We start from the raw sequence: 16598 nt of genomic DNA on the forward strand, positions 1-16598 counted from the left end.
AATCGAACCCTGCTCTACTTCTACTCGGTTCGCCTCAATAACTTCAGCACCTCTTCTCCCGACTTTCTGCTATATTAGCAGTGGATGTTTTTTATACAAACAATGGAGGGGATTATGGGGATCCGTTATTTAAAAATTATATTAGTGTTGTTTCTATCACTGCTTTGCCTTATTTATGGGCTACAAAACCTTGCCAACTTAGAAGCATGCTTCCAGTCAGTATCGTACGTTTTAGGCATGTCAGAGCATACTTATTATGCCAACTCTTGGTTTCCAGCTATTACCAATAGTGGCTTAGTTTGGGTCTGTGTATTCATCATTATTGCACTTGAGCTAACCGCAGGAGTCTTACTATTCCTAGGTACGCTAGCACTATTTAAGGCACGTCGTTCAGACTCAGCATCGTTTAACCAAGCAAAATCGCTGTCCTTACTGGGTGCAGGAATTGGCATCATTGTCTGGTTCGGATTTTTTGGTGTGCTTGGCGGCGCTTGGTTTCAGTTGTGGCAAACGTCTGTAGGCGCTCAGTCGTTAGGCGGCGCATTCCAGTATTTTGCAAGCTGCGTTTTTATATGGGTCATCGTTAGAGCTGATGATTAACCCCTGACTACTAACCATGGCATGAGCTTCCACGCCATGGTTAGTTCATATTAATTGGATACGATACGGCGTCTATTCGAATTCTTTATCACGCCAATGGTATAAACCACCAAACCTGCCCAAATAAAGCCGAAGGTCATCAATAAATCGAGATTAAAGGGCTCTTTAAACACAAAAACGGCCAAAATAAAGGTCAGACTTGGCGCGAGGTATTGTAAAAACCCAATGGTATTTAAAGGCAAAATTCGCGCGCCAGCAGAGAACAACGCCAATGGCACTGTTGTGATAATACCGCCCGCTACCAGCAACCAATCTATGGTTGGTGATAAGTTTAAGAAACTACCAGTCCCCGTATGCCATAAGTAGTAGATATAGCCTACCGTAATCGGGAGCACCATCAAGGTTTCAACCAATAAGCCTTGTAACGGCCCAATGTTAACCTGCTTTCTAAGCAATCCATAGAAGCCGAAAGAAAACGCTAAGAATAGAGAGACCCACGGTAAACCTCCGAGCACAACCACGCGATAGGCCACGCCAGCAATCGCCAAGCCTAGCGCCCACTTACTCCAAATCGAAAGCTTCTCCTTGAGGAAGAAAATTCCCAGCGCTACACTAATTAGCGGATTAATAAAGTAACCCAAGCTGGTTTCAAGTACCCGATCATGTGTCACCGCCCATGTAAAGACCAGCCAGTTACCCGAAATCAACACCGCCGTTATCGCCAGTATCCCCATGGTTTTCTTATCTTTAAGCACACCCTTAGGAAATGGGCGCCTGATGATAAACATGATTAGCAATACCACCGGCACAGACCAAGCCACTCGGTGCGCTAGGATCTCAAGAGCCGATACCTGTTGCACCGCTTTGAAATATATCGGTGCCAAGCCCCAAATCACAAAAGCACCGAGACCACATAAATAACCGGCTTTGTTATTTTTCTGCTCTTGATCGCTATTTTGTGACAAATGAGCTGATTGCTGATTTGTTGTGTTTTCAGCTGTCATGACGATAACCTATTGAAAAATATAGAGTGTGAACGAGCTAACCAACCATAAACGTACCCGTTGCCACAGCAATCTGGGTTTTGTTCTCGTTAATTAGTTCGGTACGCACCACCGCGACTTTTTTGCCTGCCCGAAGTAACTCGGCTTTCGCATAAAACGTCTTTCCCCGCCCAGGGCGGAGGAAATCCACGCGTAAGTCGATAGTGCTTAATTTTGCAATTTTCTTTTTTAATTCATCCAGATGTGTGGCTGGATTAGTGTGCAAAATCCCCACAGCAGCCATGGTTCCGCCGACCATATCCATCGCTGAGGAAATAACGCCACCGTGTAAAATACCTTGAATATAATTACCCACAAGCTCGGGCTTCATGTCAAAAGTGATCACGCACTCTTCTTCGCTAACCGTTTGATATTTAAGGCCAATATGTCGATTGAAAGGAATGTTGTTTACGAGTGCTTCGCCGAGCATATGCAAAGCATCTTGCTGTAGAGAACCCATGCTACGTCTCCGAGTTGACCAAAGAGATGGTCCATCACCTAGAACTTAGAGCCATTGTGCCTGATTTGCCTAAAAAAAAGTATGCCTTAAAGTGAATATTCGGAATAACTTTGGGTTATTTTGCATCGCCTATTTGATCACGCCTAGATTACGGTTATAATTTGCGCACTGAATTTTCGCCCTCGGGTGTTTGGGCAAGTTTACTCTGATGGTGTAAGCTTAGAGCCGATGATCTGTATTGATAGAGAGAGACCATGATTAAAGTTAAATCCTTGTTCGTATTAGCTGTGAGCTTCACAGCAGCAGTATTTGCCGGCGCAGCGGCAGCGACACACTTGAGTGACTCAAACGTTAAAGATCGTTTAGAGCCAGTTCATAAAGTTTATGTTGAGGGCGATGAGGTACCACAAGTATCCAATACAGTTCCAACAACAGCATCTTCAGGTCCTCGTGAACCAGCAGATATCTACAACACCTACTGTACAGCATGTCACGCTTCTGGCGTTGCTGGCGCTCCAATTATGGGCGACGTAGCGGTTTGGGACGAGCGCATGTCTAAAGGCATCGAAACAGTTTATAACAATGCGATCAACGGTATCAACGCAATGCCTGCAAAAGGTACTTGTGCCGACTGTTCAGACGACGAAATCAAAGCTGTTGTTGACTACATGCTAGAAGAAAGCAAGTAATCATTATTAAAGGCCGATCGATTGATCGGCTTTTTTGTGCCTGAAATTTACGATTTATGCAGTGCATTAAGCCGGAACAGCCGCACTTACTCGAAGTCATGGAGTGGGTTCGAAATCCTAAAGTATTCGATATTTGGGCTGGGCCGGGCGTACGCTTTCCTTTTACTGCCGAAACCTTTATTCACGACTTAAAACTCGATGAACTGCACAGCCGAGTATTGATCGACAATGGACAAGTCGTCGCTTTTGGCCAAACCTACCAACGACTTGGTTACACACACCTTGGAAGGCTAGTGGTTAAGCCCGACCTCCAAGGCAAAGGCGTCGGCACTGAACTTATCAGACAACTCATGGCAATTGGCGATCAAGAGTTCAACAGTAAAGGCTATTCACTGTTTGTGTTAAAGGCCAATACCCGCGCCAAAAAGCTTTACCTTAAACTTGGTTTTAAGGTTCAAGAGTACCCAGAAATCATGCCTTTGGCTGATTGCCTCTATATGGTAAACGATCATGAGCCCGCAGCTTAAAATCTCTCTAATAATAGTTTTGATATCCATCCTCGTGGGCTGTAGCCAAGAGCCGCCTAAGAATGATGGTGAAAGTATTTACTACCGCTCCTGTTTTAGTTGCCATGAACGTGGCCATGGTGGCGCACCACTGCGTGGAAATTTGGAACAGTGGCAAGCGCGCATTGATAAAGGCGAAGATGCTTTGATGAAAAGCATGTTAGAAGGTTATAAAACCATGCCACCGAAAGGCGGCTGTTTCGACTGCACCGAAGCAGAACTTCAAAAAGCGTTGGATTTTATGTTGCAGCCGAGGAGCCAGTAATAGCTCGGATAAGCGCTCTAATATCTTGTCGACCAACATACGCACGCCAAACTGCTGTCAGCAAAATTACGCTGGCAATCACTAACATCATCCACTCACTGTGCATGACGTGTGTCGCCACAGCGCCGACCATCACACCGCTTAAACCCAAGCCCGCGACCGAAACCAAACGCGGAACCAATAAAGCAACAGCACCCGCAACTTCAACAGCACCCGTAAAATACATAAACCACACCGGATAGCCCCAACGCTCAAACGCATCAACCTCAAACTCTAGGCCCAATAATTTTGCGCTGCCTGACAATAAGAAGATAAGCGCCAATAACCCTGTAACAATCTTGATTTTCATTCTACTTCTCCATTAACCACTTGGATTATAGACTATGTATTATTGAAAACATTACACGCCGTCTCTTAATCAAGCTATCTTGATGCTATTATGCTTTCAAGCATAAGGAAAGGATGCTGCGATTGTCATAAAAAATATCATCCCGAACCAGACATAGAAATAACCATAAAAAAACCGGGGCGAACCCCGGCTTTAGTTTACGCATCACTATTTATTTAGTTACTCGTAAAAGTATAGTTTGCTTCAAAAGTTTGCCCTGTTTCAGCAATTTCAAAACTAAAGGTTAAGTTCGTTTCTACTCCTGCTGTAAGCGGTGACATTAATGCAAACTCTACGGCCTGGCCTTCTAGCAAAACGAAGCCATCAGAGATTACTGTGAAGTAAGGTGATACATTACCTGAATCATCCGTTACTTGAATATTTGTAATCGTATAATTCTGACCTTCCGCCACAATACTAAAGGTATCTAACGTAAAGTCAGTAGAGCCGCTTGCCGAAGCGTCAACTGTCGCGCTTGACGAATAAGGCATAGCGACCTGATTAAAGGTTGCGTTTGCGTCTGCGCCAAACTGCTTACTCAGGGTTACTTGTGGTTGAATCACTTCAACATACACAAGATCTTCGATACTTGCTTCCGTACCGTCATCCACCACCAACGCAATCACATAACTGCCTTCGACATCAGCAGTGAAGACTGGAGTGGCTACCGTAGCATCAACAAATGTAGCTGAGCTAGCGCTTGGTTTTGATACAAATGTCCATTGATACGTTAATACATCAGCATCCGCATCAAAGCTACCTGTACCATCCAGCGTGACAGATGTTCCTGCCGTAACTCGTGCGTCTAAACCAGCATTTGCAATCGGTTTAGCGTTTGCTGTCGCGGCAACTACAGTCACAGTGTCGGCTTCTGATTTGATTGATCCATCGTTCACGATTAACTGAATCGTATAAGATCCTTCCACATCAGCAGTAAAGCTCGGATCAACTGTTGTCGAGCTGTTCAATGATGCTGCGCTACTCGCTGGAGCAGAAATAATTGCCCACTCATAGGCGATAGCATCACCATCGGCATCAACACTCGCCGAGCCATCTAAGGTAACAGTTGCACCCGTCTTAACGCTTTGCTCTAAGCCCGCATGCGCAATCGGTGCTGTGTTTGCTTCTAAAGCAACAACCGTTACAGCATCAGCACTACTATTTACTGAACCATCGTCAACAATTAACTCAGCTTCATAAGTACCTTCGACATCGGCAACAAATGTTGGCGTGGCTAAACTGACATTATTTAATGCAGCCATACTACCCGCCGGAGTAGATGTTAACGCCCACTGGTAATTTACTAAATCACCATCAGCATCCGAACTCGCTGTACCATCTAATGTCACCACTGTGCCTGCTTTAACGTGCAGATCATCACCTGCATCTGCCACAGGCTCAGAGTTTGCTGAAGCAGCGACTACTGTTACAGCATCGGCGCTACCGCTAACCGTACCATCGCTGACCACAAGTTCAGCCGTATAAGTACCGTCAACATCCGCGTCAAATGTCGGACGTGTTGCAGTGCTATCACTCAATACAGCCACACTCGCAGAAGGCTTAGCAGTTAAAGTCCATTGATACGTGATTTCATCACCATCAATATCCGTACTTGCAGAACCATCCAACATCACTGTGGAATTGGTTTTAACACTCTGATCTTTACCTGCATTCGATACCGGCGCTGTATTCACCGTTGCTGCGATAATGGTTACAGAATCAACATCACTGTCCACCGTGCCGTCATTCACTACTAAATCAGCGGTGTAAGTACCATCAACATCTGCAATAAACGTTGGACTTTCTACATCGGCATCGCTTAGAACAGCGGCGCTACCCGAAGGTTTAGACGTGATTTCCCACTGATAAGTTAATGTATCGCCATCAGCATCAACGCTCGCTGAACCATCGAGCATGACTGTTGCGCCCGTATTCACATCCTGATCTGAGCCAGCGTTTGCTTCCGGCGCTTGATTCGCACTTGCGGCCACGACCGTTACACTATCGACATCACTCGATAGAACACCGTCACTAACGACCAATTCCGCAGTATAAGAACCTTCTACGTCTGCTGTGAAGGTTGGCTCTGCGCTGGTTGCAGCGGCTAACACTGCCGTACTACCCGCAGGCGCTGAAGAGAGAGTCCATTGATAGGTCAATGTATCACCATCAGGATCTGAACTTGCCGCACCATTTAATGTAACTTCGGCGCCGACCGCTACATCCTGATCATCGCCAGCTTCCGCTACTGGCTTTTGGTTTTCGGAATCTGAATTATCGTCATTCGAGTCAGAATCACTACAAGCTGACATGACGAACACTAAAGAGCTTATCGCTAATAGTCGTTTCATGAGATTAAACATAAGTTACTCCTCGTTCTCGTTCCACCAGAAAACAGCATCGTTCGCTGGTTTACAGGGTTCCGCATAAGTTCTACGTGAGTCCCCGTAATGGAAAGATTTCGTCGTAACCAAAGCGATTGTCTATCCTGACAATAAAGGCCTTGATTGAAACCTCAGTTCAAAGCTTTTAATTGTTTTGAGACTTAAACATTTTACTAGATGAGATTAAGATGTGTTTAAAGAACTGTAAAATCAATAAGTTATAAGTCCCCCTCCGCTATATCCACTCGCATGCGTAGGCTATAGCTGGTTAGACCTCCATAGTGTTTTTTTGATTTAGAACGACACCAATGCGCCCTTGCATTGCTGCTCAGACCCGTTGCTCCGCAGTTTGCGAAATGCATCACACTTGTTTATATTACGTACAGATAGCTGAAAGAAACAACACTAATAAAGAAACGATAAAACTAGAAATAAAAAGGATTCAGGATGAAAAAATTAGGACTATTGTTACTACTAACCTTACCTTTTGCACAAAACAGTTACACTTGTGGTTCAGAGAATACATAAATGCACTCTGACCCCATTTATTTAACCAATGAAATCCTCCCAAATCTTTAGAACTCTTAGAGGCATAATGAGACGCTTAACTATATTACTCTCGGCAATATTATTATCTGGTTGTATTACAACAAAACAAAAATACATCCAAATGGTTTCAGATCCAAAGTTTGCTATTCTCCTAGTTAAGGGGGATAACCAAAAGGCTGCTCTCTCCGCTACAGTCGAGATTAAAAATATAAAAACTGGGCAAAAAACCCACCTCAACGATATGATTCGCCACGGAAATAGAGGAAAGCCTGTCGTATTCAAACTAGAACCCGGCGTATATAAACTATCGAGGTACCTTCTCTACAACAATGTAAAGCCAAGCTTAGACCATCTTAATTACTTCTTTTCTGTTGAAGCAGGTAAAGTTAATTATGTGGGAGACTGGAGCTTTAAAGAACAATGGGGGAGTGGAGCACTAGATGTAGATTTTTCCGTTAAATACAACCCCGAAACGATCAATACTGCCAAGCAGACCTTTGACATCTTATTGACTAAGTGGAAATTGAAAAGTTATTAATTTCAGCTAAATAAATTCGGTCATAGTACATTTATTTTAATGAAAACATTCTTCTTTAGGTTCGGTAGAACCATTATTTATTTATCTTTATGCGTATGCCTTACTGCACTTATTCTCCTTGAGTACACAACTGCCTTTAGTGATAGAAAGAATATTCAAGGTACTGTAGAAGAAGTCATTATACGTAGCAATTATTACTACAATATTATGAATGTAAAATTACAGGATGGTAGGAATGTTTACGTCCCCACACGCTATGACAAAGTTGGTGACACAATTACTCTGAATTGTTTTGAAGGAGGGCTAACAGGAAAGCTTTCTTGTGATTACGTTTTCACTAAGTGAGCAAGCGTAGCCTCGAAGGAATGGAGTGAATTCGAGGTATTACTCCTCGAACACGCTGACGCTGCTCGAGGCTACATTAACTCTTTTTATCCCAGATCTTATTCGCACTCTTGCTAGTCGGTTTCTTTTTACTCAGCTTTTTCTTAGCCGTTTTCCCTTTATTCGCTGACCTGCCTTTATAGCCGTTCTTGCCTCTTTTCGGTTGGCTTCCTTTATCTTGAGAGCCACCTGATTTCTTGCCAGATTGTTTTAACTTGGCTTTGGCAAGCTTCTTTTTGTGAGGCTTCTTTTTCTTTTCGCCTTTTAATTCGGTTTCTGGGACAACATGATGTGGTTCAAAGTCGTCAATAATGATCCGTTCGAGTTGCTTGCGAATTAAGTCTTGAATCGCCCGCAGGTCATCCACTTCATCGGCGCTGACTAAGGAGATAGCACTACCCTTTTCTCCTGCACGGCCAGTCCGACCGATACGGTGAACATAATCTTCAGCGACGTTTGGTAAGTCATAATTTACCACCACAGGCATCTGATCGATATCCAGCCCTCGTGCTGCGACATCAGTGGCGACCAAGGCTTGTACCTTGCCTGACTTAAACTCTGCTAGCGCACGATTACGTGCGTTTTGGCTTTTTCCGCCATGAATCGAGCTTGCTTTTATGCCACGCTTTTCTAGCGCAAGGCTTAAGCGATTCGCGCCACGGCGTGTTCTCACGAACACCAACAACTGGTGCCAACGATTCTCTTCGATGAGGTAACTCAGCAAAGCCGCTTTCTGCTTTTTATCAACGGGATGAATCCACTGTTTAACCGTTGTCGCGGTGGCATTGGTTCTTTCCGTTTCTATTAATACTGGATTATTTAAAAACTGCTGACTGAGCTTTTTAATCGACTCAGAAAAGGTAGCCGAAAACAAAAGAGTCTGACGCTTTTTCGGGAGCTTGGCTAAAATCCGTTTAATACTCGGTAGGAAGCCCATATCCAACATACGATCGGCTTCATCCAGAACCAAAAACTCTAGGTCTTTGAAGTTAACTGCGTTCTTTTCCATCAGGTCCAATAAACGCCCTGGCGTCGCTACAAGCACGTCAGCGCCTTTACGCAGTTTCAGCATTTGAGGATTGATTTTGACGCCGCCATATACCACTTGCGACTTTAGTGATAAATCGGATGCGTATTTTTGTACGCTTTGATGCACCTGCTCCGCCAACTCTCGCGTCGGCGCCAAAATTAAACAACGCGCCGAATTTGGCGATGGTTTTTTGCCTTCTGACAATTTTTGCAGGATGGGTAGTGAAAACCCTGCGGTTTTGCCCGTCCCCGTCTGCGCTGCCGCCATCACATCTGAGCCACTCAGAATCAAAGGTATAGCTTTTTGTTGGATCGGCGAAGGCGTTTTGTAGCCACTTTTGTTAAGCGAATCGAGAAGGGGTTGGATCAAATTTAGTTCGGAAAAGGTCATCAAAGGCTTTATCAGTGCAATAGACGACTAGTGTAACCGTAATCCACTCAAACTACGAGCAAATAGCCACATCATTACTGCTCTGACACCACCGTTCAAATTTTCTTACAATTTTCGTAACACTTACCTCTTCCACCCTTTGCCCTTTTGGCGTCAAGTCTTTATATTGCTAGGTTCGGACCATTTTAATAAGAATGTGACAATGTATAAATATTCCATGATAAGCGGCCTTTTGGCGGTTTCTTTGGGCTTCGCAGCACAGGCTGAGGAGAAGAAAGAAGACGCCAAGTGGGACGTTAACAACCCTCCCGGTGAAGCGATATTCGCCGAGTTGAATGTGACTGAAGGTACTTGGATGAACCTTGATGTTAGCCCGGATGGCAAAATGATTGCTTTTGACTTATTAGGCGATATCTACACTATGCCGATGTCTGGCGGTAAGGCGACTAACATTACCAACAGCATGGCGTGGGATATGCAGCCTGATTTTTCTCCAGATGGCTCACAAATTGCGTTCACCACTGATCAGGGTGGCGGCGATAACATCTGGGTGATGGATGTTGATGGTAGCGATCAATACCAAGTCACCAAAGAAAACTTCCGCCTGCTAAACAACCCGAAGTGGAGCCCAGACGGCGATTACATTGCGGCGCGCAAACACTTTACTGGCACGCGCTCTCTTGGTGCGGGCGAAATTTGGTTGTATCACAAATCAGGCGGTAGCGGCGTTCAATTAAATAAACGCCCTAACGAGCAGAAAGATTTAGGCGAACCAGCCTTTACACCAGACGGTCAATACGTTTTGTATTCCCGCGACTCTACCCCTGGCGGCTATTTCGAGTACAGCAAAGATTCAACTAAGCAGATCTATAAAGTGTTCGCGATTAATCGCGACACTGGTAAAACCGAAACTTGGATCGATGGCCCGGGTGGCGCAGTACGTCCAGAGCCTTCGCCAGACGGTAAGTACATCGCTTTCGTGCGTCGCATCAGCGGCAAGTCAGCCTTGCTCTTGCAAGATCGTGAAACGGGCGCTGAGTTCCCAATTTACGAAGACTTAGAGCGTGATATGCAAGAAACATGGGCGATTCATGGGGTTTACCCGAACTTCTCATGGACTCCAAACAGCGAAGAAATCGTGTTTTGGGCTAAAGGAAAGCTGCATAAAATCGATATCGAGTCGAAAGAAGTCGCGCAGATTCCTTTTGAAGTCAATGATAAGCGCGAAATGCGTGCCGCAGTGACACAAAAAAATCCTGTGGGCGAAGATCGCTTTAACGCTAAGATGCTACGTTGGTTACAGGTCTCTCCAGAAGGTGATCAAGCGGTATTCCAAAGCTTAGGCAAGATTTACACGGTCGATTTACCGAACGGTAAACCGGAGCGCTTAACCCGCCAAAATGACCATTTCGAACTTTACCCAAGCTACTCTGCTGATGGCGATGACATTATCTACACCACTTGGGACGATAAGAAGCTGGGCACGGTACGTATCGTATCGTCGAGCGGTGGTCGCGGTGAGGTGATTTCTGATAAGCCAGGTCATTACGTTAATCCAAGCTTGAGTCCTGATGGCGAGTTCGCAACTTATCAAGCGATTAGTGGTGGCTATATTACCAGCCCGCTCTATTCGAATGATACGGGGATATTCAGCGTTAACCTTGATGAAGAAGAAGTGACTAAAGTCAGCAACTCTGGTTCAAATCCTTTCTTCGCAGGCGCCAACGATCGTGTTTTCTTCTCAACCACTAAAGCCAACGGCGAAACCTACGAGAGTAAGCTAGTAAGCACTGACTTAAGTGGTAACAATAAGCAGGAGCACTACGCAGGCAACTGGATTTCAGATTTTGCTGTTTCGCCGGATCAAAAATGGTTAGCCTTTACGCAACGCTACCAGGTTTACGTCACACCATTCGTTAAGAGTGGTGGCGCGATTAATACAGGCCCTTCAGCACGCAACTTGCCAGTGAAGCAATTCTCAACGTTCGCCGGCTCTAACCTTGCATGGTCAGAAGATGGTTCTGAGCTGTCGTGGTCACTTGGCCCTACGCTGTACCAACAAGAACTAGCGGAAAAATTCGATTTCTTAGCCGAAGGCGGTAAAGCCAGCGAAGGGACTGCTCGCGAAACGAAAATCGAGCTCCCAGTCAAAGCGGATAAACCTGAAGGTGTTACAGCGTTAGTTGGTGCTAAAGTTATCACAATGGAAGGTGAGCAGGTCATCGAAGATGGTGTGGTTGTGGTTGAAAATAACCGTATCAAAGCTGTCGGTAGCCGTGACGAAGTTGGCATTCCTTCTGGCGCGAACACGATTGATGTTTCAGGCAAAACCATTATCCCAGGCATCGTGGATTATCATTGGCACGGTTCTTATGCTAACGATCAAATTCAACCAGAAACCAACTGGAACGCGTTAGCTTCGTTAGCTTTTGGTGTCACCACCACGCACAACCCTTCCGCTGATACTGAAGCCGTATTCTCGGCTAGCGAAATGCAAAAAGCAGGCTTAATCACAGCGCCACGTATCTTCTCTACGGGTACGATTTTGTATGGGGCAAACCACTACATTACCGCCGAAGTCGATAGTTTGGATGATGCCAATGGTCATTTAGAACGCATGAAAGCGGCTGGTGCTTTTTCGGTAAAAAGCTATAACCAACCACGCCGTGATCAACGTCAGCAGGTTCTAGAAGCTGCCCGCAATACTGGCATGTTAGTGGTTCCTGAGGGCGGTTCTTTATTCATGCACAACATGAGCATGATCATCGACGGCCACACCACAATTGAGCACTCGATTCCTGTTGCTAATATCTATGATGATGTGAAGCAGTTATGGAGTCAGGCTGAAACCGCTTATGTGCCGACGCTTGGCGTGGCTTATGGTGGTATTTGGGGCGAGCGTTTCTGGTACGACAAGACAGACGTTTGGAAACACCCGCTTTTGAGCAAGTTTGTACCACGCCAAATTCTTGAACCAGCCTCTCGTCGTCGCATGAAAGCGCCGCACGAAGACTACAACCACGTTAATAACGCGACGGTTGCCAAAGAACTACAAGACTTGGGCGTTAAAGTTCTCGTCGGTGCTCATGGTCAACGCGAAGGCTTAGCAGCGCATTGGGAAATGTGGATGTTTGAACAAGGCGGCATGACACCATTAGAAGCGCTACGTGCTGGTACCATAGATGGCGCTATTATGTTGGGTATGGACGATGAACTAGGCTCACTTAAAGCCGGTAAACTTGCGGATTTAGTGGTGCTAGATGCTGATCCTATGGAGAACCTGCGAAACTCAGAGAAAGTGAACATGGTGATGCTAAACGGTAAGCTGTACGAGGCTGAAACCATGAACCAAGTCGCACCTACAGAAAAAGAACGTCCAGCCTTCTTTTTCGAATAACACTCGTAGGTTCTGATTGTATCAGTAAGTACAAATCTGAGTTTGTTCAACTTTTAACCAGACAATGCACTCCCGCATTGTCTGGTTGTTCATTTTTCACAGGGATTGGTGTAAAGTGCGGTCTATAACTATCAATCTAATAAAAGGGAACACGTGTACATCTATAGGAAATGCATACAGTTTGTATTTTTATGTTTGCTTAGTTGTAATGCGTTCGCTTTTATAATTCCTGACAAAGCAGCATCACCTAGTTTCTCTGCTCATCCCTCTTCAAATATTAATTCCAGCGCTTTACAGAAACAGCTGTACGGCATGGCTAATTTGTCCGTTCCAGAACGTCAGCAGGAAGCATTTTATTTAAAAATCACTAACCTTCTTAATAAACCCGATCTGGATAACCACTCCGAAGCTTTAGCCAATATCTTGATGGCGAATTACCACATCTTAAATGGCGATGCTTTGCGTGCAAGAGAGTTTCTTTCGATAGCACAACCGCTTGTTCAAGATGTTGACGAGTTATCACTTAACCGACAATACCAATACGTCAATATATTCGTTTTGCGCTCTGAAGGGGATATCGAAAAAGCGCTATCTGAGTCAGAGAATTTATATGAAGATGTCAAAGATACCTGGGGACTGAATAAACTTGGTGATTTGATTTTAGAGCGAGCCTACATCACCTCTCTACTTTCCCGTTATAAAGAAGCCATTAAGTTACTCGACCTTGCGCTAGATTATGCTTTGGAGTCTAACGACCCTTATCTTATCTCTGAGACCTATAACGTTTTTGGTATTTTGTATAATTTCCTCAACGATACTCAATCCGCCATCATGTACTTTGAAAAAGCGGTTGAGGTTATGGAAAAACACCCGGCATTAGTCAGCAATATCTATTTTTACGCTAACCTTGGCGACTCCTATCGCATTAATAAACAATACGATAAAGCTCTCGAATTTGCGCATAAGGCCCGTCGTTTATCGATTCAGGAAAATGACATTCCTCTACAAGCATTCACTCACCAAGTTGAAGCTCGAATTAACACCGATACAGAAAACTATGCCGCCGCTATAGAGCAATTACAGAAAGCAAAGCAGTTACAGGAACAAGTTGGTGAAAAGCTTTTTGGCTACGAGTTACAAACTGATTTTGCTTATGCTTACCTTAAACTAGGCGAACTGGACCGAGCAGAGCAGCATATTGAGTACGCTATAGAGGAAGCTGAAAAAGTAGCGGCACTAGATGACTTCTATCTTAAAAAACTTCGTGCGGATATCAGCGCTCAACGCGGTCAGTACGAACAAGCTTTTACCTTACTGGACGACTCTTTTAAAACCTATCGAGATGCTTTTAACGACAACCTGACTTATGTTTCTAACTTGTCTCGTGAGCAGCTTGATCAGGAACGTTTATCTTTTGAAAACAAGCTACTCGAAAAAGAAAATCAAATCAGCAGTAAGTTTGTAGAACAATATAAAGAATACAGTGTTTGGCTCATTACACTGGTTATTTTAATGTTGCTACTGTTGTTGATTTGTTGCTGGCTAATCTTCAAATACCGCCGAGTTGCTCGACAAAATGAAGAGATGGCTTTAACGGATAATCTAACTCACTTACCCAACAGGCGCCAAGTGTTCCGTAAATTAGATAATGAGCACCAACGCACGGCCCTCGATAAAACCGTTTATAGCTTAATTATTTTCGACATCGATCATTTCAAAACCATTAATGATCGTTTCGGCCACCGTATTGGCGACAAGGTGATCAATCGCCTCGCCAGTATCACGCGCCACACCTTGCGCGATAACGATACAATCGGTCGCATCAGTGGTGAAGAATTCTTGATCATTTTGCCCGATACCAACATTTCTGACGCGATTCAAATCGCTAACCGTCTCAATGAGCAGTTTGCCAATGCTGACTTTGAGAGTCTTGCTGAGGGTATTCACTTAACGGCAAGCTTTGGTGTCACAGAATATACACCCGATGATGAAAACTTAGATATGGTGATTAATCGCGCTGACAGGTTGCTTTATAAAGCCAAAAAAGAAGGCCGAAACCGCGTGGTTTCGACCTCTATTAATGGCACTAGCGAAGATTAAGTATCGCTAGCCTAGCTCTAGGCTCTATGTTTGTAAGTGCGAGCGAAGCATCCAAGCAGTTTTCTCATGAACCACCAAACGATCACCGACTAGACTCGCTGACGACTCATCATCCGCTTTTTGCGCAATTTCTAAAACCTGACGCGCAGTTCTTACTACGGTTTCATGACTATCCACTAAACGCTCAATCATCTCTTCAGCAGGGATATCGCCTTTCACTTCCTTAATGCTCGAAAGATCGGCAAATTCTTGGTACGTCCCTGGAGACAAAATACCCAGCGCACGAATACGCTCAGCAATCTCATCTACCGCTTCAGCTAACTCGACGTAATGCTCTTCGAATAATACGTGTAATTGCTGGAAAAAAGGTCCCGTAACATTCCAGTGGAAATTGTGTGTTTGTAAATACAGGGTATAAGTGTCTGCCAATAGGCGGGAAAGCCCCTGACCAATCTCTTCACGTGCCTGTTCTTCGATGCCGATATTAATCGCTTTATTCATTCAATCGATCTCCTTTGCTTAACTTATGCTACTATCTTAACGAACCATCAATAATATATAAAATTAATCTTTTAAAAGAATGTAATATATTATTCCTATGATTAGCCAATTCGCTTTAGAAAAAAGCTGAAAAAGACTAAAATTCGCACAATTTTTCCAATCATATACCATATACATTGAGCCATCATGACAGATTTCAACTTCGACAACTTTGATCGTAAACTCGACGCTCTTGGCCTACGTTGTCCAGAGCCTGTGATGATGGTACGGTTAAATGTACGCAAGATGGAGCAAGGCGAAACACTCTTAGTCATCGCCGACGATCCATCCACTACGCGAGATATTCCTAAGTTTTGTACCTTTATGGATCACCAGCTTCTCGCCAGCAGTACTGACGAGATGCCCTATAAATACTTAATCCGCAAAGGCTTGCCTTAGGCCGCATAACCATAGCTAGTTACATTAGGTATGTCACATTGAGTAACGACAACGATCACAGTTCTGACTTTAATTCGATTTTAAGCGAAATATCCAAAGCTCAAGATAATAATAAACTGCCGCCTGTCGATAAGTGGGATCCCGACTTCTGTGGTGATATGGCGCTGGTCATTAAGCGCGATGGTACTTGGCATTACGAAAACTCGCCCATTGGCCGTCAGCGTCTGGTCAAACTGTTCTCTACCGTACTTAAAAAAGAAGACGACGATTATTTTTTAGTCACACCGGTCGAAAAACTGGGGATTAAAGTCGAAGATGCGCCTTTCTTAGTGATTAAAATGGCGGTTGAAGAAACCGACAAAGGCCCCGTTATCGTCTTCACAGATAATTGCGATAACACCATACTTCTGACTGACGATAATCCATTATGGGTGGAACAAGACCCAAAAACGGGTGAGCCTTCGCCATACGTTGTGGTTCGCAAAAACTTACATGCTTTAATTCATCGCAACGTCTTTTACCAACTAGTCGAGTTAGCTGAAGAACGCCTCATCGACGATCAAAAACACTTAGGCGTTGTCTCTGCTGGTCAGTTTTACAGCCTCGGCACTATCTAAACCAATAAACATAACAGAATACCTCATGCCTAAATTCCGACCTTTATCCAAATTTACCCTTAGTTGCTATCTCATCGCGGTCATTATCATTGGCTTTATCTTAGCCAATGACTATTGGAACTGGTTTGAATTCCCCGTAAAGCTTCGCGTGGGTCTTCTTGTAGCGGCTGTCATTATTGGCCTTTCGGGCTCATTATTCAGTATCGTTAAACAACTTAAAGGGATGTTTCAAAGCAAGCGATAACTATCAATGGTTGAA

At 44.4% G+C, this 16598-nt stretch carries 16 protein-coding genes; 10 read left to right on the forward strand and 6 right to left on the reverse strand.

Features of this window, described 5'->3' with window-relative positions; translation table 11 throughout:
• Positions 1-114 precede the first annotated feature (114 nt).
• The gene (locus tag TQ33_RS10930) at positions 115-600 is read left to right on the forward strand and encodes a DUF2165 family protein (protein WP_046562068.1); all 486 of its coding nucleotides are present in this window, start codon (positions 115-117) and stop codon (positions 598-600) included.
• Between the two features lie 50 nt (positions 601-650).
• On the opposite strand, the gene rarD is transcribed toward TQ33_RS10930, so the two are convergent.
• The gene (gene rarD, locus TQ33_RS10935; protein ID WP_071841121.1) at positions 651-1604 is read right to left on the reverse strand and encodes an EamA family transporter RarD; all 954 of its coding nucleotides are present in this window, start codon (positions 1602-1604) and stop codon (positions 651-653) included.
• 37 nt (positions 1605-1641) lie between these two features.
• On the reverse strand, positions 1642-2103 hold the full coding sequence (locus TQ33_RS10940; RefSeq protein WP_046562069.1) for a thioesterase family protein: 462 nt from the start codon (positions 2101-2103) through the stop codon (positions 1642-1644).
• Positions 2104-2357: 254 nt separating this feature from the next.
• Here TQ33_RS10940 and TQ33_RS10945 point away from each other — a divergent pair, with 254 nt between their 5' ends.
• From TQ33_RS10945 to TQ33_RS10955, 3 genes are read left to right on the forward strand one after another with little or no spacing between them, the layout of a single operon-like run.
• The gene (locus tag TQ33_RS10945; protein ID WP_046562070.1) at positions 2358-2792 is read left to right on the forward strand and encodes a c-type cytochrome; all 435 of its coding nucleotides are present in this window, start codon (positions 2358-2360) and stop codon (positions 2790-2792) included.
• A 56-nt stretch (positions 2793-2848) separates the two neighbouring features.
• Positions 2849-3319: a GNAT family N-acetyltransferase gene (locus tag TQ33_RS10950; protein ID WP_046562071.1), complete on the forward strand. Its 471-nt coding sequence runs from the start codon at positions 2849-2851 to the stop codon at positions 3317-3319.
• The gene (locus tag TQ33_RS10955) at positions 3303-3623 is read left to right on the forward strand and encodes a c-type cytochrome (protein WP_046562072.1); all 321 of its coding nucleotides are present in this window, start codon (positions 3303-3305) and stop codon (positions 3621-3623) included. The genes TQ33_RS10950 and TQ33_RS10955 overlap by 17 nt, the downstream gene beginning before the upstream one ends.
• Here the strand turns inward: TQ33_RS10955 and TQ33_RS10960 are convergent.
• Positions 3598-3972 (reverse strand): DoxX family protein, encoded by a 375-nt coding sequence (locus TQ33_RS10960; protein WP_046562073.1) that lies wholly within the window; start codon positions 3970-3972, stop codon positions 3598-3600. The two genes, TQ33_RS10955 and TQ33_RS10960, sit on opposite strands and share 26 nt — an antisense overlap.
• A gap of 215 nt (positions 3973-4187) precedes the next feature.
• Positions 4188-6374 (reverse strand): PKD domain-containing protein, encoded by a 2187-nt coding sequence (locus tag TQ33_RS10965; RefSeq protein WP_052735294.1) that lies wholly within the window; start codon positions 6372-6374, stop codon positions 4188-4190.
• Between the two features lie 616 nt (positions 6375-6990).
• Between TQ33_RS10965 and TQ33_RS10970 the strand changes: the two genes are divergently transcribed.
• Positions 6991-7482 (forward strand): hypothetical protein, encoded by a 492-nt coding sequence (locus TQ33_RS10970; protein ID WP_046562074.1) that lies wholly within the window; start codon positions 6991-6993, stop codon positions 7480-7482.
• A 421-nt stretch (positions 7483-7903) separates the two neighbouring features.
• Here TQ33_RS10970 and TQ33_RS10975 read toward each other — a convergent pair whose 3' ends face one another.
• Positions 7904-9286, reverse strand: coding sequence for a DEAD/DEAH box helicase (locus TQ33_RS10975; RefSeq protein ID WP_046562075.1), 1383 nt, complete (start codon positions 9284-9286; stop codon positions 7904-7906).
• A gap of 202 nt (positions 9287-9488) precedes the next feature.
• Here TQ33_RS10975 and TQ33_RS10980 point away from each other — a divergent pair, with 202 nt between their 5' ends.
• Together TQ33_RS10980 and TQ33_RS10985 are read left to right on the forward strand one after the other, a co-directional pair.
• Complete coding sequence (locus TQ33_RS10980; RefSeq protein WP_046562076.1) at positions 9489-12683, forward strand: amidohydrolase family protein; 3195 nt, start codon at positions 9489-9491, stop codon at positions 12681-12683.
• 312 nt (positions 12684-12995) lie between these two features.
• Positions 12996-14783, forward strand: coding sequence for a tetratricopeptide repeat-containing diguanylate cyclase (locus tag TQ33_RS10985; RefSeq protein ID WP_084617009.1), 1788 nt, complete (start codon positions 12996-12998; stop codon positions 14781-14783).
• Positions 14784-14807: 24 nt separating this feature from the next.
• On the opposite strand, the gene TQ33_RS10990 is transcribed toward TQ33_RS10985, so the two are convergent.
• Positions 14808-15284, reverse strand: a complete 477-nt coding sequence (locus TQ33_RS10990; protein WP_046562078.1) for a Dps family protein — start codon at positions 15282-15284, stop codon at positions 14808-14810.
• A 186-nt stretch (positions 15285-15470) separates the two neighbouring features.
• On the opposite strand from TQ33_RS10990, the gene tusA reads away from it, so the two are divergent.
• The 3 genes from tusA to TQ33_RS11005 are packed head-to-tail and all read left to right on the forward strand — an operon-like array spanning position 15471 to position 16583.
• Positions 15471-15722, forward strand: coding sequence for a sulfurtransferase TusA (gene tusA, locus TQ33_RS10995; protein ID WP_046562079.1), 252 nt, complete (start codon positions 15471-15473; stop codon positions 15720-15722).
• A gap of 38 nt (positions 15723-15760) precedes the next feature.
• On the forward strand, positions 15761-16339 hold the full coding sequence (locus TQ33_RS11000; protein WP_046562080.1) for a DUF1285 domain-containing protein: 579 nt from the start codon (positions 15761-15763) through the stop codon (positions 16337-16339).
• A gap of 25 nt (positions 16340-16364) precedes the next feature.
• The gene (locus TQ33_RS11005; protein WP_046562081.1) at positions 16365-16583 is read left to right on the forward strand and encodes a hypothetical protein; all 219 of its coding nucleotides are present in this window, start codon (positions 16365-16367) and stop codon (positions 16581-16583) included.
• Positions 16584-16598 lie beyond the last annotated feature (15 nt).

It is taken from the genome of Kangiella geojedonensis, assembly GCF_000981765.1.
GTDB lineage: Bacteria > Pseudomonadota > Gammaproteobacteria > Enterobacterales > Kangiellaceae > Kangiella > Kangiella geojedonensis.